This is a genomic window from Rossellomorea sp. GQ25 (assembly GCF_059758515.1).
On the sequence record NZ_JCAXEQ010000002.1, the window covers coordinates 119,804 to 140,531 of the forward strand.

At 42.6% G+C, this 20,728-nt stretch carries 24 protein-coding genes and 4 pseudogenes; 10 read left to right on the top strand and 18 right to left on the bottom strand.

Going from position 1 to position 20,728, the window contains the following annotated elements; genetic code table 11:
- Window positions 1-18 precede the first annotated feature (18 nt).
- From AC6CIB_RS06350 to AC6CIB_RS06360, 3 genes are all read right to left on the bottom strand, one after another.
- Complete coding sequence (locus tag AC6CIB_RS06350; protein ID WP_498278886.1) at window positions 19-1,077, bottom strand: C45 family autoproteolytic acyltransferase/hydrolase; 1,059 nt, start codon at window positions 1,075-1,077, stop codon at window positions 19-21.
- 332 nt (window positions 1,078-1,409) lie between these two features.
- On the bottom strand, window positions 1,410-1,994 hold the full coding sequence (clpP, locus tag AC6CIB_RS06355) for an ATP-dependent Clp endopeptidase proteolytic subunit ClpP (protein WP_498278888.1): 585 nt from the start codon (window positions 1,992-1,994) through the stop codon (window positions 1,410-1,412).
- A gap of 21 nt (window positions 1,995-2,015) precedes the next feature.
- Window positions 2,016-2,705 carry a sigma factor-like helix-turn-helix DNA-binding protein gene (locus tag AC6CIB_RS06360; RefSeq protein WP_498278890.1) on the bottom strand — a complete coding sequence of 230 codons (690 nt, stop codon included), beginning with the start codon at window positions 2,703-2,705 and terminating at the stop codon, window positions 2,016-2,018.
- 184 nt (window positions 2,706-2,889) lie between these two features.
- Between AC6CIB_RS06360 and AC6CIB_RS06365 the strand changes: the two are divergent.
- Both AC6CIB_RS06365 and AC6CIB_RS06370 read left to right on the top strand, forming a co-directional pair.
- A pseudogene (locus tag AC6CIB_RS06365) lies at window positions 2,890-3,558 on the top strand (response regulator transcription factor).
- Window positions 3,559-3,603: 45 nt separating this feature from the next.
- Window positions 3,604-3,881, top strand: a pseudogene (locus tag AC6CIB_RS06370) (hypothetical protein).
- A 646-nt stretch (window positions 3,882-4,527) separates the two neighbouring features.
- Here the strand turns inward: AC6CIB_RS06370 and AC6CIB_RS06375 are convergent.
- Window positions 4,528-5,394: a DMT family transporter gene (locus AC6CIB_RS06375; RefSeq protein WP_498278892.1), complete on the bottom strand. Its 867-nt coding sequence runs from the start codon at window positions 5,392-5,394 to the stop codon at window positions 4,528-4,530.
- Between the two features lie 360 nt (window positions 5,395-5,754).
- On the opposite strand from AC6CIB_RS06375, the gene AC6CIB_RS06380 reads away from it, so the two are divergent.
- Window positions 5,755-6,198, top strand: a complete 444-nt coding sequence (locus AC6CIB_RS06380; RefSeq protein WP_498278894.1) for a CHRD domain-containing protein — start codon at window positions 5,755-5,757, stop codon at window positions 6,196-6,198.
- Window positions 6,199-6,320: 122 nt separating this feature from the next.
- Here the strand turns inward: AC6CIB_RS06380 and AC6CIB_RS06385 are convergent, their stop codons facing one another.
- The 9 genes from AC6CIB_RS06385 to AC6CIB_RS06425 all read right to left on the bottom strand — a co-directional run bounded on the left by AC6CIB_RS06385 (window position 6,321) and on the right by AC6CIB_RS06425 (window position 14,829).
- Window positions 6,321-6,755, bottom strand: a complete 435-nt coding sequence (locus AC6CIB_RS06385; protein ID WP_498278896.1) for an SRPBCC family protein — start codon at window positions 6,753-6,755, stop codon at window positions 6,321-6,323.
- A 39-nt stretch (window positions 6,756-6,794) separates the two neighbouring features.
- Window positions 6,795-7,127, bottom strand: coding sequence for an SRPBCC family protein (locus tag AC6CIB_RS06390; RefSeq protein WP_498278898.1), 333 nt, complete (start codon window positions 7,125-7,127; stop codon window positions 6,795-6,797).
- A gap of 1 nt (window position 7,128) precedes the next feature.
- Window positions 7,129-7,560, bottom strand: a complete 432-nt coding sequence (locus AC6CIB_RS06395; RefSeq protein ID WP_498278900.1) for an ArsR/SmtB family transcription factor — start codon at window positions 7,558-7,560, stop codon at window positions 7,129-7,131.
- Between the two features lie 228 nt (window positions 7,561-7,788).
- Window positions 7,789-8,493 (bottom strand): LutC/YkgG family protein, encoded by a 705-nt coding sequence (locus AC6CIB_RS06400; RefSeq protein WP_498278902.1) that lies wholly within the window; start codon window positions 8,491-8,493, stop codon window positions 7,789-7,791.
- Window positions 8,480-9,919, bottom strand: a complete 1,440-nt coding sequence (locus tag AC6CIB_RS06405) for a LutB/LldF family L-lactate oxidation iron-sulfur protein (protein WP_498278904.1) — start codon at window positions 9,917-9,919, stop codon at window positions 8,480-8,482. The genes AC6CIB_RS06400 and AC6CIB_RS06405 overlap by 14 nt, the downstream gene beginning before the upstream one ends.
- A 19-nt stretch (window positions 9,920-9,938) precedes the next feature.
- Window positions 9,939-10,652 (bottom strand): (Fe-S)-binding protein, encoded by a 714-nt coding sequence (locus AC6CIB_RS06410; RefSeq protein WP_498278906.1) that lies wholly within the window; start codon window positions 10,650-10,652, stop codon window positions 9,939-9,941.
- A 324-nt stretch (window positions 10,653-10,976) separates the two neighbouring features.
- Window positions 10,977-12,761 (bottom strand): L-lactate permease, encoded by a 1,785-nt coding sequence (locus AC6CIB_RS06415; RefSeq protein ID WP_498278908.1) that lies wholly within the window; start codon window positions 12,759-12,761, stop codon window positions 10,977-10,979.
- Between the two features lie 225 nt (window positions 12,762-12,986).
- Window positions 12,987-13,706, bottom strand: coding sequence for a FadR/GntR family transcriptional regulator (locus tag AC6CIB_RS06420; protein WP_498278910.1), 720 nt, complete (start codon window positions 13,704-13,706; stop codon window positions 12,987-12,989).
- Window positions 13,707-13,971: 265 nt separating this feature from the next.
- Entirely contained in the window at window positions 13,972-14,829 is an 858-nt protein-coding gene (locus AC6CIB_RS06425; RefSeq protein ID WP_498278912.1) for an AraC family transcriptional regulator, read from the bottom strand.
- Between the two features lie 306 nt (window positions 14,830-15,135).
- Here AC6CIB_RS06425 and AC6CIB_RS06430 point away from each other — a divergent pair, with 306 nt between their 5' ends.
- Together AC6CIB_RS06430 and AC6CIB_RS06435 are read left to right on the top strand one after the other, a co-directional pair.
- Entirely contained in the window at window positions 15,136-15,561 is a 426-nt protein-coding gene (locus tag AC6CIB_RS06430; protein ID WP_498278914.1) for an SRPBCC family protein, read from the top strand.
- Window positions 15,562-15,918 carry an ArsR/SmtB family transcription factor gene (locus AC6CIB_RS06435; RefSeq protein WP_498278916.1) on the top strand — a complete coding sequence of 119 codons (357 nt, stop codon included), beginning with the start codon at window positions 15,562-15,564 and terminating at the stop codon, window positions 15,916-15,918.
- A gap of 42 nt (window positions 15,919-15,960) precedes the next feature.
- Here the strand turns inward: AC6CIB_RS06435 and AC6CIB_RS06440 are convergent, their stop codons facing one another.
- Both AC6CIB_RS06440 and AC6CIB_RS06445 read right to left on the bottom strand, forming a co-directional pair.
- The gene (locus AC6CIB_RS06440) at window positions 15,961-16,329 is read right to left on the bottom strand and encodes a permease (protein WP_498278918.1); all 369 of its coding nucleotides are present in this window, start codon (window positions 16,327-16,329) and stop codon (window positions 15,961-15,963) included.
- On the bottom strand, window positions 16,329-16,538 hold the full coding sequence (locus AC6CIB_RS06445) for a helix-turn-helix transcriptional regulator (RefSeq protein WP_498278920.1): 210 nt from the start codon (window positions 16,536-16,538) through the stop codon (window positions 16,329-16,331). The genes AC6CIB_RS06440 and AC6CIB_RS06445 overlap by 1 nt, the downstream gene beginning before the upstream one ends.
- Window positions 16,539-16,677: 139 nt before the next feature.
- Between AC6CIB_RS06445 and AC6CIB_RS06450 the strand changes: the two genes are divergently transcribed.
- From AC6CIB_RS06450 to AC6CIB_RS06470, 5 genes and pseudogenes are all read left to right on the top strand, one after another.
- Entirely contained in the window at window positions 16,678-17,655 is a 978-nt protein-coding gene (locus tag AC6CIB_RS06450; protein ID WP_498278922.1) for a DUF4003 family protein, read from the top strand.
- A 15-nt stretch (window positions 17,656-17,670) separates the two neighbouring features.
- A pseudogene (locus tag AC6CIB_RS06455) lies at window positions 17,671-17,853 on the top strand (DUF3951 domain-containing protein); the annotation flags it as partial.
- A 78-nt stretch (window positions 17,854-17,931) separates the two neighbouring features.
- Window positions 17,932-18,102 carry a hypothetical protein gene (locus tag AC6CIB_RS06460; protein WP_498278924.1) on the top strand — a complete coding sequence of 57 codons (171 nt, stop codon included), beginning with the start codon at window positions 17,932-17,934 and terminating at the stop codon, window positions 18,100-18,102.
- Window positions 18,103-18,108: 6 nt separating this feature from the next.
- Window positions 18,109-18,279 carry a hypothetical protein gene (locus AC6CIB_RS06465; protein WP_498278926.1) on the top strand — a complete coding sequence of 57 codons (171 nt, stop codon included), beginning with the start codon at window positions 18,109-18,111 and terminating at the stop codon, window positions 18,277-18,279.
- Window positions 18,276-18,509, top strand: coding sequence for a sigma 54-interacting transcriptional regulator (locus AC6CIB_RS06470; RefSeq protein ID WP_498278928.1), 234 nt, complete (start codon window positions 18,276-18,278; stop codon window positions 18,507-18,509). The genes AC6CIB_RS06465 and AC6CIB_RS06470 overlap by 4 nt, the downstream gene beginning before the upstream one ends.
- A 68-nt stretch (window positions 18,510-18,577) precedes the next feature.
- Here AC6CIB_RS06470 and AC6CIB_RS06475 read toward each other — a convergent pair whose 3' ends face one another.
- The 3 genes and pseudogenes from AC6CIB_RS06475 to AC6CIB_RS06485 form a co-directional block, all read right to left on the bottom strand.
- Entirely contained in the window at window positions 18,578-19,354 is a 777-nt protein-coding gene (locus AC6CIB_RS06475; RefSeq protein ID WP_498278930.1) for a DeoR/GlpR family DNA-binding transcription regulator, read from the bottom strand.
- A gap of 20 nt (window positions 19,355-19,374) precedes the next feature.
- On the bottom strand, window positions 19,375-20,556 hold the full coding sequence (locus AC6CIB_RS06480; protein WP_498278932.1) for a saccharopine dehydrogenase family protein: 1,182 nt from the start codon (window positions 20,554-20,556) through the stop codon (window positions 19,375-19,377).
- A 65-nt stretch (window positions 20,557-20,621) separates the two neighbouring features.
- Window positions 20,622-20,723: pseudogene (locus AC6CIB_RS06485) on the bottom strand (phosphonoacetaldehyde hydrolase); the annotation flags it as partial.
- Between the last annotated feature and the right edge of the window lie 5 nt (window positions 20,724-20,728).

A 20,728-nucleotide genomic window follows, 5' to 3' on the forward strand; every position in this document is an offset into this window, starting at 1 on the left:
GGCATTTTTCATAAAATTCTACTGTTTAAACCAATCGGCTCCTTCATCCATGTGCACAAAGGGAATATCCGTATTCACCTCACCCAAGATCTTTTCAAGGACAACATCTTCCCCTTCAAGCCACTTGGCAAAATCAAAGACAACCGGTTCCCGATCTCCCCCCAGGGCAAACCATGCTTTCATTTCTTTCGGAAAATATGCCGATGTATGGATGGTGCCGGCCCAGCTTCCGTATAAATCGGAGAAAACGCCTTTATCCGTATCATTCATTAAGCGGAATGCTAAATGGGCATCTGTAGTCTGCTTTTCTCGAATAATACTCAATCGGCGTTTCGAATCGACCAGATGATTTCGATTTTCATGAGTCATCACTTCAAAATGATTTGTACACGCATTGGACTGCCGAACTTCTACCCCACGTGGTGATGTTTCTACAATAAATGTTTCTCCACTTTTATCGTACACTACATAACTAAACGAATGACGATGTGGAATTTCTTTCAACATTTCAACTGCTTCCGTTACATTTGCACATGATTCCAGGATCAATCTTCCGATCATACAGCAAATGAAACCATCCCCTGGATTTTTCCGATGCATGAAGTTATATCCGATCGCCAATCCTTTCTCATTCATACCATCCATCCGTCCCGTTACCCGCTGACTCGGTCCGATAATACTATACCCGCCGTCCGTCGGCTGGTAAAACGTATACCTTCCCTCATACGTCTTCGGATGATAATCATAATTTCGAATCAAATAATTTTCACCCGTCACAATCGAGCAGCCCGACTTCGTATATTCAACACGGTATCCGCCAAACTCCTTCAGTACCTTCTCCATCGGCCACCCGAGCGCTTCCTGTAATCCGATAAGCTCATTCCATACCCCCGGAGCAAATTTAATGATCGCCTGCTTCGCTTCCTCAATGTTAATGGAGAAACGGGGCTTTCTTACCTTCCACTGATTCTCACGATTTCTCACTGTGATCGAATCCTTTATCTTTTCCCCCTGCTTATAGCCAAAATCATAATGAGATCCACGGAACTGAATCACATCGCTATGTATTTTTTTCATGTTCGCCCTCATTTTCTGTTTGAAGTTTCTTTTTTAAGGATAATAGAACCATTGGGAAAAATAAAGATTGAGAATTGAGATTCCAGTAGTGTTAGCTGAGTGATTCTCATTGTACCAGGTACACTTGAGGGAATTTGTACCTGGTACACGCAATTACGCGTTCAGTTGCTGAAATTCAACCGCATTGAGGGAGAATCATCACGTGGATATAAAGTTGTACTTGTCACCATTTTGCCATTCGGTTCCGGCCACAAATCAAACGTTTCGTGCCAGGAACCGAACCCACTAATAAATACAAAAAGGAACGGTCACAACACCCGTTCCCTCTTCCATCATTTCTTCTTCTCGATAATCTCATCGATAATCCCATATTCCTTGGCCTCGTAGGCACTCATGAAATAATCACGATCGGTATCAAGCGCAACTTTTTCAACGGGCTGGCCCGTTTTTTCAGCTATGATTTCGTTGATGTGCTGTCTTAGCTTCAGAATCCGTTTCGCAGAAATCTCCAGGTCTGTCGCCTGCCCCCGGGCACCACCTAACGGCTGATGAATCATGATTTCACTGTTTGGAAGGGCAAATCGCTTCCCTTTTGTTCCTGCAAGGAGGAGCATCGCCCCAAAGGAAGCCGCCATCCCTGTACAAATCGTTCGTACATCCGGATGGATGTATTGCATGGTATCAAAGATGGCAAATCCCGCCGAAGTTGAGCCACCCGGGCTATTGATATATAAGGATATGTCTTTCTCTGGATCGTCTGCGGCAAGGAATAATAACTGAGCGACGATACTGTTGGCCATATGGTCATTCACCTCATCACTCACCATGATGATCCGGTCCTTTAACAATCGTGAGTAAATATCGTAGGATCGTTCCCCTTTACTGGACTGTTCAATGACATAAGGTATGGTGTTCATCTATACTTCCTCCTTCATTCGTTATGCAACTAATGAGAGGACGCTTGAAGGAGAGTCAGACGTTCGTGCAATTCGGCCTTGGGCAGGAGCTTGTGCAAGCAAGATTGGAATGTATGTCAAAAGAAGGCTTGGATCCTGGGCAATCAGGCAGCGGTATAAAATCGCGTTCAACTCTTCCTGAAGAACTTCATTCCAGTAAGTTTGAACGCCGCTCCCGCCTTCATCATCGGAGATTTTCTTCAGCCTTGCCCTCGATCGATTCAGCAAGGCTTTCACAGCGGTTTCCGTCATCCCCAGAACATCTGCCACTTCAGAAATCTTGTATTGAAACGCTTCTTTTAAAACAAAGGTGACTAACTGTTTGGGGGTCATCTTTCTTGAAAGCTTTTCAATGGTTTCAAGACTGATCCCCTCTTTAGGAATGTCTTCACTCTTCACTTCCGGGACTCCGCCAATCGATTCCTTACTCTGTTTGCGAACTTTATCCACCCATAGATGATAAGCGATTTTATTGAGTAAAGATGAACTCCAATTCTGTTGAGTAGGGTAATGACTCAGTGCCTTACAGATGGACTCTTGGGCCAAATCTTCACCGTCCCATTTGCTCTTCGTCAGAAAATAGCAGTATCGATAGAGCTTGGGCACAAGCTCTTCCATGACTTCATCATTTTGCTTTCGTTCATTCTTATTTAAGCTAGACCTCGTTTGCATCGTCCTCACTCCTTTGAATCCTCTCATGCTTATAACGGATGAATAGGTGAAAAAGATATGGGTGAAAAGTATTTTTATCTATATTATATCCAACCGTACTGGATTGGGGAAAAAATTGGTTTATGCAGCGTGAATTGTGCTAAAGTTGAGTCATAAAAACAGGTGACGGAAAAGAGGATTAGCAATGATTTCAATACTTGTCGTGGATGACGATCCCCATTTACGTAGGCTTATACGTGTTCATTTAGAGCAGAATGGCTACTTGGTTACCGAAGCACAAGATGGAGACGCAGCTTCTGTCATTCTCGAAGCACAGTCGATCGATTTGGCGATTGTCGATTTAATGATACCTAATAAAGATGGATTTCAATTAGCGAAGGAAATCAGGGAGTACTACGATATCCCGATTATTATTTTGACCGCCAAGGATAGTCTTATGGATAAAGCAAAAGGCTATGAAGCCGGGACCGATGATTATATGGTCAAACCCTTTGAAAAAGAAGAGCTTCTCTTTCGTGTACAAGCGATCCTGAGGAGTTTTCATCGTGCCGCTTCCCAGAAAATCCGTCTCAATGATATGATCCTAGATAAACGGTCGTACGAAGTGAAGGATTGATCCAAAACAATCATTTCTCCTCTTAAGGAATTTGAATTATTATATTATTTAGCAAACTTCCCAAACAGAACCTTTTCACGGGAAGAGATCATTCAACAAGTATGGGGAATGGATTTTGAAGGGGATGACCGAACGATTGATGTCCATATTAAGAGGCTCCGTGAACGGTTCCGCCATTCCGATGATTTCTTGATTGCTACTGTTCGTGGAGTAGGCTATAAATTGGAGGTAACCTGAATGCGTTCGCTTTATGTCCGGATTGTCTTCGTCACCCTTCTTATCATGTTTACGAGCAGTGTCATTGCTTTCATCGGTTCGAATCTTTACTATCAGCCATTTTAAAGCCTGCCAACGACGAAAAGAATACTGAAATCGCGAAAGACATCGTTGACTTATATAGTGCTTCTTCAATGGATGCACCTGCTTTTTTTCATCAAACGGCAAAGCTCAGATATCAATTTTATGTAACCGATGGTGAAGTTTCCGGAACATTCTACGGAGAGGACTTTCGTGATCGAAGCACCATCATGGACAAGTGGTTTGCGGCGCCAGCTGAATAGAGCATAGTAAACCATTAACACTTCTGAGGAAAGAATCCGAATCAGAATGTGTCTGGCCACTTTCTTCTCTACTGCAGGTAGGAAAGAAAAGATCGGTCCTACTTCAGATGATCTCATGGCAGATCGAATTTCGGGAATTTGTTGAACGGGGAGGAAGATAAGTCCCAACTCTGCTGCCAAGAATAATACTTCTACTCCTATCCCGGAATATAGCAGGATGGTAAACGGTGCAAATAATTCTTCAGGAATGATAAATCTGGCTAACACAAGCCCGAATACCATCAATCCAACGGCTTGTTTCTTCGACAGTTTAAGCGCGGCATAGGCAAGGGCCGGGGAAATAATCATCAAATCCAGTAGAGATCCTATGACTACCCCACTTTCCAATTCAATCGAAAGAAATCGTTGAACTACGGGTTGATACAATAAAAGATTACTAAAGAGAACGACCCCTAACAGGGCGATCGCCCACTTGGCTAATTTTGTTTCACGCAGTACATGAAAACTCCCCTCTCCCAACATCAATTCCATATACTTACATTATAACTCTTCCAGCTTTTTTGGAAATATTGATTTTCAATAAGCTACCATTCTCTTTTTCCTTAACAAAAAAAATCCCCATCCAGTAAAGGGATGAGGTATGGAATCATGCTTCTAGTTTTTTACCTGCTTGATTATTTTTCAAAAACATATAAAACGAAGCAGCAAAGATGATGATGTACCCGATGACACTCAACACATCCGGTATCTGCCCGAATAAGAAGATGCTGATCATGGCGGAATACACGACGGTTGAATAAAAAAAGATTGATATTTCTCTTGCCGGTGCAAACTTGTAGGCAATCGTAATTCCGAACTGACCAACCGTCGCAAATACGCCTGCGGATAACAGATAGATCCACTGTTTCACGCTCATCGGTTCATAAAAACCAATTACGAACGGGAGAAGCACAACGGTCGTAAAGAAAGAAAAGTAAAAGACGACCGTATAAAATTTCTCCCTGCTCCCTAACACACGAAGGACCGTGTATGCCCCTGCTGCGAAAATAGCCGAGAAAACCCCTGCGAGATAAGGGATGGTATCGAAGGAAAATGCAGGCTTGATGATGAACAGTGTGCCGATAAACGCAATGATGATGGCCACCACCTGGAACACCCGGGTCCTCTCCCTCAAGAAAATAGCCGAGAAGATGATGGTCAGAAAAGGACTGAGCTTGTTCAACATATCGGCATCGGATAACACCAGATGATCAATCGCATAGAAGAACAAGACGATCCCAACAGCACCTAAACTGGAGCGCAGCAACAACAGCTTCTGATTTTCTTTCTTCCCGAATAACCGTTCCTTATGATACCGGACAAAACCGAATGCGATGAATGCAGAAACAATGTTCCTGAAAAATGTTTTTTGTATCGTCGGCACATCTCCTGACAGCTTCACAAATGCCGCCATCAGGGAAAAACCAAACGCTGATAGAAGTAATAGGAGTATTCCTTTATTTCGATTTGACATATCTTCCTCCGCTTATATCAAAGATAGAGTGCATCAACACTCCTCAGCTGAAGAGTGAATGCAATGGGCAACCTAACCAGTTTAACAAATTCCCGTCAGAAAATGGAGAATTCAGCCTGACTCAGGTCAAGGAGCCCCATTTTTAGATTCCCTAGTAAAAAGTTAATTTATCCCTTTTCGTGAGGCCATCTCGAGACTTCACGTCAGGGGATGTGGGGAACCTTGAATTGGAACTTCTCCATTCTACCCATAGGTCGTTTGCTTATGGTTACAGGGTTTTTGGGAAAAGCTGGTCCACTGACTATACAGACCTTCATTTGATGAATAAGATACATTATACAAATTAAAGGGGGTGATTAAATGGAAGAATACTTTATTGCCAGATTGAAAGGAAGAAACGAGGTACCACCTGTCAATTCAGAAGCATTCGGTATTGCAAAATTTGTTGTGAATAAGCAATGTACGAAGATAAAGTTCATTTTAAAAGTCGAAAACATCCGTAACTTCGTCCAAGCCCATATCCATTTTGGCCGTCGAAACGAAAATGGACCTGTACTTGTTTTCCTTTTCGGAGCCGATCTGGATACGTTATCAGAGCAGAATGGAATCTCAACAAGAAAAGGCATTGTTCAGGGAGTCATAACAGATGAGGATATTGTAAGGAATAATGTAGGGGTCAAAAACGTAAAAGAATTGGTCAGGCTAATGGAAAAGGGGCTTACGTATGTAAATGTCCACACTGAACAGAATCCTGGCGGAGAAATCCGGGGGCAAATTCAACCTCTTCATGGAAGATGCTACTAGTTTATAGAGCTACCTGATCAGGTAGCTCTTTCTATTCTCAACTTGATCTAAGGCGATTGGTTTCCGAAAAGATGACTGACCAATTAAAGGGTCAGGCTAAGAAAAACGTTTTTCATCCTAGCCTAGTTTTCTAATATTTCCTTGACTCTTATTAAATCCTTTCTATTCGCTTTTTTCATCATAATTGATATCAAAGGGGTCAACCATTTAGATAGGCCTTTGGGATTCCCTTTGTTTCGGAGGGTCATCCCTGTGGTCTTTCCGTCCAAAGCCTCCCATAAATACGTAGTCTCCATTGGGAACGGACCTTTGGCCGTTTTCATCACTAGTCTTCTATTGGGAACATATTCTACAATCTCATATGTATAAGAGAGATCACGTCCTAAAAATCTAGCTTTGAAAGCGATCCGAGAGTGGTTGGAGAAGGATTTTTCCGTAAACCACTCCGCCGAATCGATATTAACATACCAATCGGGTGCGTGATCGGGATTGGCAGTATACTCTGAAACCTTTTTAATTGGACATTTTATAGTGATTGTTGTATATACATCTACCATCATATTTCTCCTTGAACGAAACGATAAATACTTGTTTGATTATTTCTGTTCAACATAATTTTTTAACAGCGTCCCAAGTAGATAGGTCCACCCTTCAGAATGTTTCTCTTCCCAATCGTATTCAATTACTCCGGTTGCTGCATGGGATAATTGAAGTAACGTTGAATCACCTTTTTCGATTAGTAGATACGTATAAGCACTATTTACTGCCCCCTGCATGCCAAGGTGCCCGTGAAGACGGATTTCTTCCGGAGCGTTAACGTAATACACCGTCCCCCACAGAGCCCCTTCACTTTCACGCCATTTCTCAATAAATTGCCCGCCAGGTACAGGATCGAATGTAAATTGTGAACTTACTCCCTCAGGAGCCAATTTAATCCCCCGCTTGTTCGGTTAACGCTTTAAATACCTGCTCCCTTGGTGCATCTATCATCACTTCTTGTTCAATATGAAACACTTTACTTTGTTCTATTACTTCTTCTCCTCCTTTGTTTTCTGCTAATGCTCGTAACTTTAATAGCGAATTGGCGGTAGATTCCATGTATTTCCCTACCCACCGATTGTGCATTTCCAGCAGTGGAACCGCGTTAAGGTAATTTCGTCGGTACTTCCCTTCCCGCTTCACCACTACTAAATTTCCCTCCTCCAAAATCGTCAGATGCTTCATAATCGCGTATCTTGTCACTTCGGGAAAATGCTCATTCAGTTCACCGGTTGTTCTTGCTGACTGTTTCAATAGGTCCAGGATTTCCCTTCGTATCGGGTGCCCCAGTGCCTTAAATAAAGTGGAAAGTTCGTCTTTCATATTAACGATCCTTTCATTGTGATTAACATGTGAATGATTGGTCACATGTAATATGTGACTTAATAGCAACATGATTGATAAAGGTGAGTCAAGAGCGTCCGAAGGGAGTGGAACATGATGATATTTACATGATTGCCATAATTGAAAAGTGAAAAACGTTGAAGCTTTTCAGTAATGAAAAAAAACCTGACCGCAAAGCATTAAACCAGCAATCAGGCCCAAATCTATTTAATGATCATCCACAATAATATACGTAGCCTTAACAGGACCATGCACACCTACAATCAAATTCATTTCAATATCCGCGCTGTTGCTTGGACCTGATATGAAGTTCACGCAGGATACGACACGTTCACCGCTTTCAATTTTATTGTGAATGTCTCTGGCCACTTGGGTCATCCTTGGGACGATTGTACTCTTAGGGATGATGGCAATGTAGACAGCAGGAAGCAAGCTGACTGCCCGTCCCTTGCCCTCACCACTATATAAAACAACCGTCCCCGACTCGGCAAGTGTGGCATCGCTAAAGGTTATACCGATATCAGCAGTCGCTGAATAAGCTAGATTCTCTTCTCCGCCATTCCGATCCCATACGCGGACATCTATCTCGTCATCTCCAAAATCAGATAGACCAAACTCGGCAAATCGTGGGTCATCCCAGGTCACAACTGTTTTCCCACCGTAACCCCTTATAAGATGGGGGATCAGAGTGGATAGCTCAGAAGCAACGGTTTCATGTACGTCGGTATGAATAAACTGACACTGCTTCTTTAATATGTCAACGAGTTGATCCTGAGAGTAATCTTTGTACACTTCCCATTGGGGGTTGTGATTCCATTGAGGCTTATCTACATGATATTTACGCTCTCTTCCCAGATGACCAGCCAGGTTATTCAAAAACGAATCACGATTCTTGATGTTACCGATGCTCATCCGCTTTTCCCTCCTTCTGTCTCTTTTTATACCAATCTCTGAATCGATCTTTCTTCGGCGCTGGAAATTCCCGGATATCAGTCCAGTTTTTCAATGGTCCCGGGCCGTTTGAGATCTTCCCGTCTTTTGTAAAAGCAGCAAGTGTTGTTGGTGCGAGTCTGGACCCGATATTGTACATGGCTGGTGAAGCTGTTCCAAGACTGAAGGCCTTCATCGATAAATTTTCAAAAATAGGAGCCTTTCCTTCCTTCTCAACGATTTCCTGACGATGACGGAGTAAATGTTCGTGAAGTGGAATTTTCACCGGGCACGCTTCCGTACAAGCTCCGCATAATGTGGATGCATATGGCAGCTCTTTGTAGTCTTCATATCCACCAAGAAGCGGAGACAACACGGCTCCCACAGGCCCAGGGTAAATCGATCCGTACGAGTGGCCGCCAACATGTCGATATACAGGACACACATTGATGCACGCTGCACAACGAATACAATGTAGAATCGATTGGAAGGCGGTTCCCAAGATTTTCGAACGGCCATTGTCAACGATGACAAGGTGAAATTCTTCTGGACCATCCACTTCCCCTTCTTGTTTAGGACCCGTCAAAGCGGTGATATAACTGGTCAGCTTTTGTCCAACAGCAGCACGAGTCAAAAGGCTGACGAGGACTTCCATCTCTTCCCAAGTCGGAACAATTCGCTCCATTCCCATCACGGTGATCTGTGTTTTCGGCACGGCCGTCACCATACGGGCATTTCCCTCATTAGTCACTAGAGAAATGGTTCCTGACTCAGCAATGGCAAAATTACACCCCGTAATTCCGATATCAGCCTGAAGGAATTCTTCCCTTAACTTTTCTCGTGCGAATAAAGCCAGTTCTTCCGGTTTTTCTGTCTTGTCATACCCGAGTTTATTTCGAAACACTTCCCGGATTTGTTCCTTATTTTTATGAAGGGCAGGAGTCACGATATGCGAAGGTGGATCGTGATCATCGACTTGAAGAATCCATTCCCCCAGGTCACTTTCCACAACCTCGCAGCCCGCTTTCTCTAAGGCTTCATTCATATTGATTTCTTCTGTCACCATGGACTTCGATTTAACGACTTTCTTACCGTCCTTCTTTTTCACAACATTTGTAATGTATTCGTTGGCTTCTTCTGCGGTTTCGGCAAAAAATACATGTCCGCCACGTTTGGCTACATTTTCACTCAATTGCTCAAGGTAGTAATCAAGGTTTTCAATGGTATGGGAACGAATCTCTTCCCCAAGCTTACGCCAATCTTCCCAATTCCCTAATTCTTCCGCCGCGTTTAACCGGCCATTCCGGAAACGCCCTTGAGCAGAGGAAACAGCTCCCCTCATAAACGTGTCGGCAATCCCGCTTGATACTCGGTCGTTAAAGGATTGATTCCCTATTTTCATCGCCATCTTTACTCCTCCTTCCTTATCAGCTATTTAATACCGAAGCGATATGCATCACCTTTACTGGCTTACCTTGTCTCTCAATGCGTCCACCAATATTCATCAGGCATCCGCAATCGGCACCTATTAAAATATCAGCTTCCGTTTCTTCTACATGCTGCACCTTTTCATCTACCATTTGCTCTGAGATCGGGGTCATTTTCACCGAAAATGTCCCTCCAAATCCACAGCAATCATGACTGTGTGGCAGCGGTTTCATTTCTAAGCCTTCCACATGACTTAAGAGTTTCATAGGAGCTTCCTTCACCCCCAACAGTCGCGTCATATGACAGGAAGTATGATAGGTGGCCTTCCCATTGAGCTTCGCACCTACATCCTCAACTCCCAGCACATCAACAATAAATTGAGTAAGCTCATACGTTTTATCCGCTAATCTTTCAGCACGCTGCCCCCATTCCGGATCCCCTTTAAAAAGATGAGGATACTCCTTGAACATGGTTCCGCACGATCCGGACGGAGTAATCACATAATCCGAGTTTTCAAAAACGGATATCATATGCTTCATTGATTCTTTTGCCTTCTCTACATATCCACTGTTATAAGCAGGCTGTCCGCAGCACGTCTGCTTCTCTGGAAAATCAACCTCACAACCGAGTCTTTCAAGTAGTTCAACCGTATCCATTCCTACATCGGTCTGAAACATGTCTATTAAACAAGTCACAAATAATGATACTTTCATAGAGTCTCACCTTTACTTTCCGGAGAATTCTTTCATTGGAATCCTCTGCTAGTTGACTAATAGTACTAGTGTAAAATGTAGATCGCCTTAAGTCAACAGGTCATCAGATGACTTGGTGTAAATTATCTTTTAGTATGGAAATTCGATGCATTAGTTTGTAATTCCTCTTTTAAATGAATATTGGTATTTGAATCCAACTGTTGAATTTCGAATTAATTTTGACTGCTGATTATTGTACTGAATTCACCTGCTGGTTAATCCTGTTTTTTCAGCAGCTGAACAAAGCAAGCTCACCAAGGATGGGAGCCTGCTACATGGCATTCCTTATGCTGTTCTCCCGATTTGTTTCATATCTTTCTTGCTTTGTTTTTGTCCTTTTATAATAAGGTTGACAATCACCACTACAATTCCAGCCAAGATGAACGTGCCAATGTTAAAGCCGATTCCGTTAATTAAGACGTATCCAATCCCCCCGGCAAATACTACGTAAAAGCCCATTGGAATGAGCGTCTTTCTAATCAGATTTCCTTCCTTTCCAATTAATCCTGCAGCAGATGAAGCAGCAACGACATTATGAACGCAAATCATGTTTCCTGCGGCCCCTCCCACAGCTTGCAGAGCAACAATCACGACAGGTGTTGCCAGGATATTATCCGCTACTCCAAATTGGAAAAGGGAAAACATCATATTACTCACAGTGTTACTTCCCGCAGCAAAGGCACCTATGGCCCCGATCGTAGGAGCTGCCAGTGGCCAATAGCTTCCGAACACATGTGAAATCCCTTCGGCTAACACCAGTGGCATACTTGCATACTCTGCAGCATTGACACCTGAATTGATGAATACTTGAACCATTGGAACGGCGAAGATTAAAGCCGCCATTGCGCTGACGATGGTCTTAAATGAATCTTTTACGGCGCGTCCGTAATCCTTCATATTCATTTTATAGATGAAAATGCTGATCAGTGAAACGAAGATAAAAATCGTTCCCGGTATGTTCAATGGTTTTGATGCCACCGAGATTGCCGTACCAAATACATTGTCTGCAGATAAAACCCAGGCTTGGATCCAATCTGTGAATGGCAACGATTTTAACCTCGTAAGAACTAATAGGATTGCTACTAAAATATAGGGCATCCAAGCTGCAAGAAAAGAAATGTTTTTCTTTGGTTTTTCTGTTTCGTCAATAGTAAGTGAACCATTCCACGCCGGTTCCCAATTAGATGCTTTGTCAAAGTCCCATGTTCGCTTAGGAACGAATAATCCTTTTTTAGCCGCCGGCACCACGATGGCCAGGCCGACTAAACCTCCGATCAAGGAAGGAAATTCCGGTCCTAGAAAATTTGCGACAAGAGCATAAGGAATCGTAAACGCCAATCCCGCAAAAATAGCAAACTTCCAAACGGCCAATCCTTCTTTGATGGATCTATTTTTTCCGAAAAAGTACGTAAGCATGGTGACCATAAAGAGCGGAATGAAGATACCGATGATCCCATGAATGATGGCAACCTGACCACCAATTCCATTTATGTAGGCATCCATTGTCGTGCCTTGTTCTGTCACGTATCGCTGAACTAATGGTGAATCCTTTAACCCTGTATTCACTCCGATGAGAATGGGAGTCCCGACCGCCCCAAAGGAAACGGGAGTCGATTGCAGGATAAGAGCGACCATGACGGCTCCCATGGCCGGAAAACCGATTGCAACGAGGAGTGGAGCAACAATTGTTGCTGGTGCTCCCCATCCTGCCGCTCCTTCTAGGAAAGCTCCGAACAACCAACAAACGATGATCGTCTGCACGCGCCGGTCAGGTGAAATACTCGTAAATCCTTTGCGGATCGTGAAAACAGCTCCACTTTCCTTTAACGTATTTAATAACAAAATCGCACCGAATACGATGACGGCTACCTCCAGTGCGGTTACAACCCCTTTCACACTTGCGGCTGCAACCTGATTCCCCGGTACTTCCCACACAAGCATGGCCATCAACACGGTCACAATCAGCGAAACAGGCATCGCTCTCTTTGCCGGCCATCTCAATACAACTAAAAACAAGAAAACCGAAAAAATAGGCATGGCCGCCAATAAAGCTAACACACCAACACTCATCCTAACTACCCCCTCTAAAAGTAAATTTAATTTCCTCCCACAAACTCCCCAACTAATCATGTTAACAGGTCATCAGATGACTAATATATTTAACAGTATAATTAAAACGCTTACATACCACAACCTTATTTTTGTAATTTTATAAAAAATCAAGAGGGACGGACCTCCATCAGAACGCAATCCCTGTTAAATCAAGGTTTGGTCTTTTTGGGAGGTCCGTCCCTCTTATTCTTGGATGTCCTCGAAGTATTTCATGAGGACTTCTTCGACGTTATGTAGATGGTTGAGCATGAGTTGCTGTGCTTTTTGACCGTCTTTTGCTTCGATTGCTTCATAGATGTTTTGGTGTTCTTGGTATAAGCGATCCAAGCTCGACTTTTTTGAATACAGCCAGAGACGGCGTGTTTCTCTCATGGTGGTGACCATCATTTCCGACACATTGTTCATGAGGCCCGTCAGCAGCTCATTTTGTGAAGCTTTGGCAATCGCCATGTGGAAACGGAAATCTGCTTCTTCTCCCAGCTCTTCATCACTGGCTGATTGCATCTGATCTAAAGCAGTTTTTATTTCTTTAAGCTGCTCGTCGGTTCTTCTCGACGCTGCTGCTTCAACGGCTCCTACCTCCAGTATTCTCCGCACTTCCAGCAATTGTTTCACGTCATCCTTTTTCATTAAGGCTGCAATATAAATAGGCAGAGAAAGCATACTTGAATCGAACTCCCTTACATAGGTACCTTCTCCCTGATGCATTTCAACTAATCCCATCGCTCGTAACGCACTCAATGCTTCACGGACAGCCGAGCGGCCCACTTGAAAATTCTCAGCCAGCTGCTGAACGGAATCCAGCTTGTCCCCTGACTTTAACTGACCCGATTTAATCATATCGATTAAAACCTCAGCCACTTCTTCGTATATTTTTCGTGGTTTAATTCGTTTATAATTCAATCGTTCTCACCCCAATATGTATGTATATATGATTCTATAGTATTATGCGTAGGGGGACAATAATGAAGGTAGCTGTTATTGATTGAGAGTAAGGCTGGTTAGCTCTGCTGGGTTGATAATTATAGTAGGAACCAAATGTGGGAAGGATGATGAGATTTTTTCAGGAGTGGGAAAAGATAATGTTTATTTAAAAAGAATCGAACTCGATGTTATATGGCAGAAAAAAAAGCCCCCATTCATGAAATGAACTGGAGGCCAACCATCCTTATTTCTTCATTATCGGAATCCAAATCTCACAACGATAATTCTCACCATTCGGGTTTCCTGGCGGGTACAATTCAAACTCGGGACCTCCGCCATGTTCATACCCAGTCGAAGGAAACCATTCAGAGTAGATTCGCTTCCATACGCCTTGGATTGCATGTGGCATTGGACCGACAGATTCAAAGACAGCCCAGGTCGCAGCCGGAATCTCTTTTACCTCCAATGAACGATCTTCTTCACTCTTTTTCTCCGCCCCGATAAAATATGTGAACTCTTCATTAGGATGGTCAAACTCCATACAAATCCCGAGCATCTCGTTATTTCCTGCTGCTTCACAAATCTTCCTGTCTAAATCAGTCGTGTTCACTTCATCCCAAAATGCAGGAATGACTTTCAAATTCTCACTGTTACAGGTAGAAACTCTTTTTCCTTTTCCAATCACTTGAAATGCTTCTTTATCCACAATTTTATAATCCATTTCGACTTCTCCTTTAAGTTGTATTTGGAAGGATATTCGCGGAAATGCCTTCAAGGTGGTTCCGGCTTCCCTAACTTGGGATGGCGAAACTCCATGGGCCTTCCGAAAGGCTTTCGAGAAGGATTCCGGTGTTTCATATCCGTACTTGAAAGCAACGTCAATGACCTTTGCATTCGTGTTGACCAGTTCCTTGGCGGCTAGTGTGAGTCTTCTCTTCCGGACATAATCAGCCACTGTATAGCCTGTTACAAGAGAAAACAGCCTTTGAAAGTGAAACTTTGAACAGAGTGACAACCGGGCAAGTTCTTCCATCCCGACTTCCCCATCCAGATTGTCCTCTATATACTGAATGCAATCATTCATCCTGTGCAGCATTTCCATTACGTTTTCTCCTTCCCGCTATCTAAATGTATCATTCTGAATTTGAGTCATCCTGTCATTCTGTGCTTTTGTGTGACCGGTGGTTTTATAAGGTTATGCCAACCGTGTTCACCGATTAAATTTCACCTGCCAAACATATACTACAAACTACGTCTAATTTTATACGACGAGACTCTACTTCTACAACGTCCATCTATATCCTTCTTTTTTCATTTCAACCTATTGACTCGAAACCATATGGTGTTATATTATAAAAAAACGAAACCAATTGGTGTCACTTATTCCCAAAGAAAGCAGGCGACATTCATGAAATCAAATCAATTAGAAGATATTAAACAAACCGTTTTATTCAACGCTCCCATCCAAAAGGTATGGGACGCGGTTTCCACGTCAGACGGGATTTCCTCTTGGTTCATGCCCAATGATTTTGAACCGGAGGTCGGTCATGAATTTCATATTCAATCCCCTTTTGGCCCTTCTCCTTGCAAGGTATTGGAGCTAGATCCTCCTCATAAGTTATCTTTTTCATGGGATACAGATGGCTGGGTGGTTTCTTTTCTTTTAAAAGAGGTAGGAGATCAAACAGAATTTACGCTTATCCATGGCGGCTGGAAGCATGATGATGCGATTGTTTCCAAAGCTCATGAAAAAAGCTCTGTCATTCGCGACAGAATGGCCAATGGTTGGGTTGGCATCGTGGATGAGAAGCTGAGAAAGGTTGTAGAAGGTTAAATGTCTGCTGTTAAACATGATGTGTTTCAAGCTATTGCAGACCCGACCCGCCGGGAAGTGCTTCGACTACTTTCCGAAAAAGAGATGCCCATCTCCGCCCTGACCTCTCACTTCCCTATGAGCCGGACCGCCATTGCGAAGCATCTAACCATTCTTTCTGAAGCTGAATTGGTAAAGGGAGAAAAGGTCGGAAGGGAAAAAATCTATCATCTGCAGCCGGAGCCATTGGCAAAATTACAGGACTGGCTATCGTATTATGAGCGGTTCTGGACCAATAAGTTGTCCAAGCTGAGACATATCGTAGAGGATAATGATAGTGAACCTCAAATCAAAGTGGTTGCGACTGACGAAGATTGATCATGAAGAGGGACGGACCTTTACAAGGTCCGTCCCTCTCCTTTAATACACTTTCGCCACAATCACCATGGAGAGGAATACGGTCATGATGGAAATGGAAGTAAGGATGTTTAATAGATTCATTGCCGTTAGCCCGATTAGGTCGAACTGCAGGACTGTCATAAGAACGACATGAACTGTCATGATGGCAAAGAAGGAGTAAAACATTCCTTTTTCCCGTATCATCTTCATCCGCTCATCCTTTTGCTTAAACTGTGGATGAAGATAATGCATGCAAAAGCTTAAAACAGTCAAGGACATAGGTGTAAGGGCATAATAAGGAAACTCTTTTGTCATGATGCCTGCTATGAACATAAAAACAGTCTGAAGTGCCAGAAACCACCCCGCAATAAGGTAAATTTTTGTTTGCACTATTTCTCCTCCATTCTCTCTTCGTATACAAAAATTTCTTCTATTGACATTTCGAACACTTGAGCAAGTTGAAATGCAAGTTTCAAAGAAGGGTCATACTTCCCTTTTTCAATTGAAATGATAGTTTGTCTTGAAACTCCTAATTTAGCTGCCAATCCTTCCTGGGAGTATCCCAACGTCTTCCGGTATTCTACTAGTTTATTTTTCAAAGAAGGATACCTCCTTATATTTCCATATCATAATGTAAAGGAAACTTAACGTCAAGGTTCCTTTACATATTTTGAACGAAACTTTTTTACCATTCAATCGTATACCTTACTAACTAACAAAATAAGGGATGTGAACTGGATGGAAGATGTGATGAGCAAAGTGAAGAAATATAAGGATATTTATTCACAATTAAAGAAGCGATTGCGCTGGAAGGTATCGGATTCCCGTTCTTTAATGATGGTCGCTTCGTTGTACGTAACGAATGAACGAGCTTTTGACCTCGACCGTTTTGTAGAGGTCAGTGATTATATTAAAAATGAAGTCGGTGCATTTTCGACGTTAAAGCATGAAATCCGATTTACCTTTGCGGCGATGCTTGATACACGTTTTGAAACGCCAGAATCAAAGTTCCATGAATTCCTTGCCTTATATGATTCTTTAGTAGAAGCTGGATTTTCAAGAGGAACGTTCACCTATATAGCAGCCATGACCCTGCTTTCGAATGATGATTACAGTACAGACCTGTCCTATCATGCAATGAAGGTGTATAAAAAAATGAGAGAGCAGCATTTCTTTTTAACAGGGCATAGTGATTATCCCTTTGCCACTCTGCTGGCTCAAAGAGAAGAGGACCAGAGTGAGTTGATCTATACGATTGAAGGCTTCTATACGAAATTGAACGATGCCGGATTCAGGAAAGGGAATGATCTCCAAAGCATGAGTCACATCCTTTCCCTGCACGATGAAGCGTCTCAAGATAAGCTTGTCAGCCGCTGCATCTATTTGTTTGACACCATGAAGCAAGCAGGCATCAAGACGAAGGCGATGTTCTATCCTCAAATCGCTCTATTATCTTTTGTGAATGCCGACTCGAACTTAGTGAATCAAGTAAAGGATGTTTGGGAAGAACTTAACTCTGAAAAGCACTTCAAGTGGCGCAAAGATATCAATTTGATGATGGCCGTGAACCTTTTGATCAGTGATAAGATTGAGAACTCTACTATGATGCAAGCGAGTTTATCGACTGCCATTGAGACACTCATACAAGCGCAGCAAGCAACGATGATTGCAACCATTTCGGCTGTATCCGTGACAACCGCCGGTGGAGATTCGTGATATGGATCCGATCTAGGTTTCCCAACAGCCGTAACCATATTGGTGCTGATCGGTGTTTATAAGGTGTTTGTTAAAAAGAAAAGCGTCTCCCTCTTTTACACACCGTTTGATCAAGTGACTGGACAGACGGAAGTGGAATTTCATGAGGAGCAAGAAGTGATTGTGGATGATGAGGATCAAGATGAAAGGAAAAAGTAGGGAAACCTCTTATTCCCCCTCCAAATAAGCCTAAATTCCTGTTACCATTTAATAGCAATTTAATTGGGAGTGGATATATTGAGGTTTTTATTTATTTTACTTGGGTTTATTTTAGGAGGAGTCTTCGCTTTCATTGGTCCTGAAGTCGCCATTTGTGCCCTTTTAGGAGCAATACTATTTTTACTTATTTATGATGGAATCGACTTTAACTATTGCATGAAGAATGTAAAAGATTCTCAAATGAAATGAGAAAAAATGAGGGACGGAATTTTATACGTTGTAAACAGTGTTCGTGATATCACCGAACTCTTAACATTAAAGCTTCAAATCGATGAGCTGCAAGAACTAAAGAACCTCCTCCAAAGTTCGAATGCCACGTTTTCTAATGAAGCAGAGAAGTCATCCATCTATTCCAGTGAAGGATGAAGAAGGTATTTACCATCATTGATCGAGTAGCGAAAACCGATGCAAAAGTTCTCTTGCAGGGGGAAACCGGTGTCGGGAAAACGATGATTGCAAAATACATACACGAGCATTCGAATCGTTCGACCGCCAGTTTTCTAGAGCTTAACTGCGGAGCCTTCCCTCCAAGTTTAATAGAGGCAGAATTATTCGGGTATGAATCAGGTGCTTTATCTAAAGGCGGAGATTCTTAATATGAAGTCTATCGATCAGCTGAATAACGGAGGGACGGACCTTTTCAAGGTCCGTCCCTCCTCTTATTTCACCCGATAACCCATTTCTTTTTCAGTATTGCATCTTCCCATTCTTCGGGAGCATCTACGTCGCTGATGATGAAGTCAAATTGGTTAAATTCTGCTATTCGATAAGTGGCTTTGACCCCGATTTTCACGCTGTCAGCCAGCAAGTATGTGTGAGTGGCATTGCGTAGGTATACTTGTGCTAATTGGGATTTTTCCAGGTCGTAGCTCATGACTCCTTTAGGATGGAATAATCCATCTGTAGAAATAAATGCCTTGTCTGCCCAAAATTCTTTGGCGATTTTTTCTGTCAGGGATCCTCCCGAACGATAGTGAAGGGGCTGTACACTTCCGCCGATAAAAACGATTTCCCCATCAAATTGGTTATGGTTCGAGTAAGAAATCAGTGCGGATGCTACTGGAAATGAATTCGTAATCACGGTGATATTGTGCTTAGCACATAACCCTTTTATCATTTGTAACGGTGTACTTCCTTCATCTATGATAATGACGTCATTGTCTTCAATAAACTGAAGTGCCCTGTCAGCTATCTTCTTCTTTTCATTGATCCGTACGATTTCTCTTTCATATAACGCAGGCTCTCCAGTATCTTCCTCTATTTTCACGGCTCCACCGTAGACTTTTTTCAGCTTTTGCTCACTTTCCAACTCCTCTAAATATCTTCTGATGGTTTCTGTTGAAACATCAAATTTTTCTGCTAGTTCAGCCACACGGACCTGACCATATTCTTCCAGGTCTGACTGGATGATCTTTTTACGTTCTTCTGCTAAAAGTGACATTGAAATTCTCCTTAAATCTCTTAAGCTTTATAAGGTTTACCTATTATTTCTCTTTTTTTATGTATAAAAATATCCCGTTTTTCTAATTCTTCAAAAAATTCTTTCGGATCCTGAAAGGCATCCTCAGGAATGATGATTCCTGTGTCTTTTACTTTTCCTTCCGCTATCATCCCAGTGGCAATGGCAAAAGGAATGGCTACATTTCGAGTATACGCTCTAAGTCCTTCCCAGCCCATTACTGAGCCATCTGATAATGGATGCGTATGGTAGAGTGTATGCTTTACTTTTTCATCGTTTTTCTCACCCACTACCTCAATGTGTAAGGCATACCCGTATAGATCCGTTTCGTTCCCTTCCTTGGATTGATGCAAATATGTCGCTAAAACGTCCATGACCCCGACCTCCTTTCCGTTGATTTCAACCTTGTCGTTTCTCAAAATACCATATTCATATAAGGACTTAATCAAGTTCATGTTTTTCTCTGGCCATGTTCCACGGACTTCAATGAGTTGAACTCCTTTGGATCTTAATGCTTTAGCCAGGGTTTTCGTCTCAGCATGAGGAATGATATATTGAATTCCTTCTCCATAAGGTTCGGGTAACTCAATTTTTCTTGGACGGGCAAATGGAGGAACCTGAATGAATTTACCATTCTCATATACCACTCTACCCGGAAGTTTAGGATCGTACTCATAGGTTGTCGTCTCTGTAATCGATTTAGAAAAGGCAATCGGGCGATAGGAACCATGACTGACCCGCACACTCTCAACCTTATCTAGTTGATTGGTAGCATGAATAGCCATAAGTTGTGTCAGTCCGGGAGTCATTCCAAATCCAGGGAGACAAGTCCTTCCTTTTTCCTTGAACAGATCGTGATAGGCATCCTCTTCTCCGAAGCCATTCAGGTTGATTCCGTGGCATCCCGCTTCGGCTATACAAGCCGTCGTTTTCCCATTTAATGCAATGGTGGTGCCATCCATGACAATGTCATAGCCTCTCATCTTTGAAACCGTATCCTCATGGTCATGAACATTCACTTTCACAAAATTCACCCGGGGATCATTTAACCATTCAACTACTTTTTTTCCTTCATCCTCGTTATAATCGGCGACTGTAATAAGGTCAAAATCAAAGTGGGTCACTAAATCCAAAATCGCCTCCCGGGCTATCTTCCCGGCTCCTCCTAAACAAAATACCTTCATGAGATCATGGCTCCTTCTCTATAGTTGATATTCTTGAATGGCACTTATCAATTTGAAATCTCTTACCTCTCTTCAAAGATTTTAATAAATACATGCAGGGGAGCAAAGCACCCATAATCAATGGTTGTTCCAGCCCAGTCAAACATAACTCCGTCTACTTTTCTCATTCTTT

Bases quoted from the DNA above. Each gene is read 5' to 3' on its own strand.
- AC6CIB_RS06350 (WP_498278886.1), bottom strand. From the start codon at position 1,077: ATGAAAAAAATACATAGCGATGTGATTCAGTTCCGTGGATCTCATTAT.
- clpP (WP_498278888.1), bottom strand. From the start codon at position 1,994: ATGAACACCATACCTTATGTCATTGAACAGTCCAGTAAAGGGGAACGA.
- AC6CIB_RS06360 (WP_498278890.1), bottom strand. From the start codon at position 2,705: ATGCAAACGAGGTCTAGCTTAAATAAGAATGAACGAAAGCAAAATGAT.
- AC6CIB_RS06375 (WP_498278892.1), bottom strand. From the start codon at position 5,394: ATGTCAAATCGAAATAAAGGAATACTCCTATTACTTCTATCAGCGTTT.
- AC6CIB_RS06380 (WP_498278894.1), top strand. From the start codon at position 5,755: ATGGAAGAATACTTTATTGCCAGATTGAAAGGAAGAAACGAGGTACCA.
- AC6CIB_RS06385 (WP_498278896.1), bottom strand. From the start codon at position 6,755: ATGGTAGATGTATATACAACAATCACTATAAAATGTCCAATTAAAAAG.
- AC6CIB_RS06395 (WP_498278900.1), bottom strand. From the start codon at position 7,560: ATGAAAGACGAACTTTCCACTTTATTTAAGGCACTGGGGCACCCGATA.
- AC6CIB_RS06400 (WP_498278902.1), bottom strand. From the start codon at position 8,493: ATGAGCATCGGTAACATCAAGAATCGTGATTCGTTTTTGAATAACCTG.
- AC6CIB_RS06405 (WP_498278904.1), bottom strand. From the start codon at position 9,919: ATGGCGATGAAAATAGGGAATCAATCCTTTAACGACCGAGTATCAAGC.
- AC6CIB_RS06410 (WP_498278906.1), bottom strand. From the start codon at position 10,652: ATGAAAGTATCATTATTTGTGACTTGTTTAATAGACATGTTTCAGACC.
- AC6CIB_RS06415 (WP_498278908.1), bottom strand. From the start codon at position 12,761: ATGAGTGTTGGTGTGTTAGCTTTATTGGCGGCCATGCCTATTTTTTCG.
- AC6CIB_RS06425 (WP_498278912.1), bottom strand. From the start codon at position 14,829: ATGGAAATGCTGCACAGGATGAATGATTGCATTCAGTATATAGAGGAC.
- AC6CIB_RS06430 (WP_498278914.1), top strand. From the start codon at position 15,136: ATGAAATCAAATCAATTAGAAGATATTAAACAAACCGTTTTATTCAAC.
- AC6CIB_RS06435 (WP_498278916.1), top strand. From the start codon at position 15,562: ATGTCTGCTGTTAAACATGATGTGTTTCAAGCTATTGCAGACCCGACC.
- AC6CIB_RS06450 (WP_498278922.1), top strand. From the start codon at position 16,678: ATGGAAGATGTGATGAGCAAAGTGAAGAAATATAAGGATATTTATTCA.
- AC6CIB_RS06465 (WP_498278926.1), top strand. From the start codon at position 18,109: ATGAGGGACGGAATTTTATACGTTGTAAACAGTGTTCGTGATATCACC.
- AC6CIB_RS06470 (WP_498278928.1), top strand. From the start codon at position 18,276: ATGAAGAAGGTATTTACCATCATTGATCGAGTAGCGAAAACCGATGCA.
- AC6CIB_RS06475 (WP_498278930.1), bottom strand. From the start codon at position 19,354: ATGTCACTTTTAGCAGAAGAACGTAAAAAGATCATCCAGTCAGACCTG.
- AC6CIB_RS06480 (WP_498278932.1), bottom strand. From the start codon at position 20,556: ATGAAGGTATTTTGTTTAGGAGGAGCCGGGAAGATAGCCCGGGAGGCG.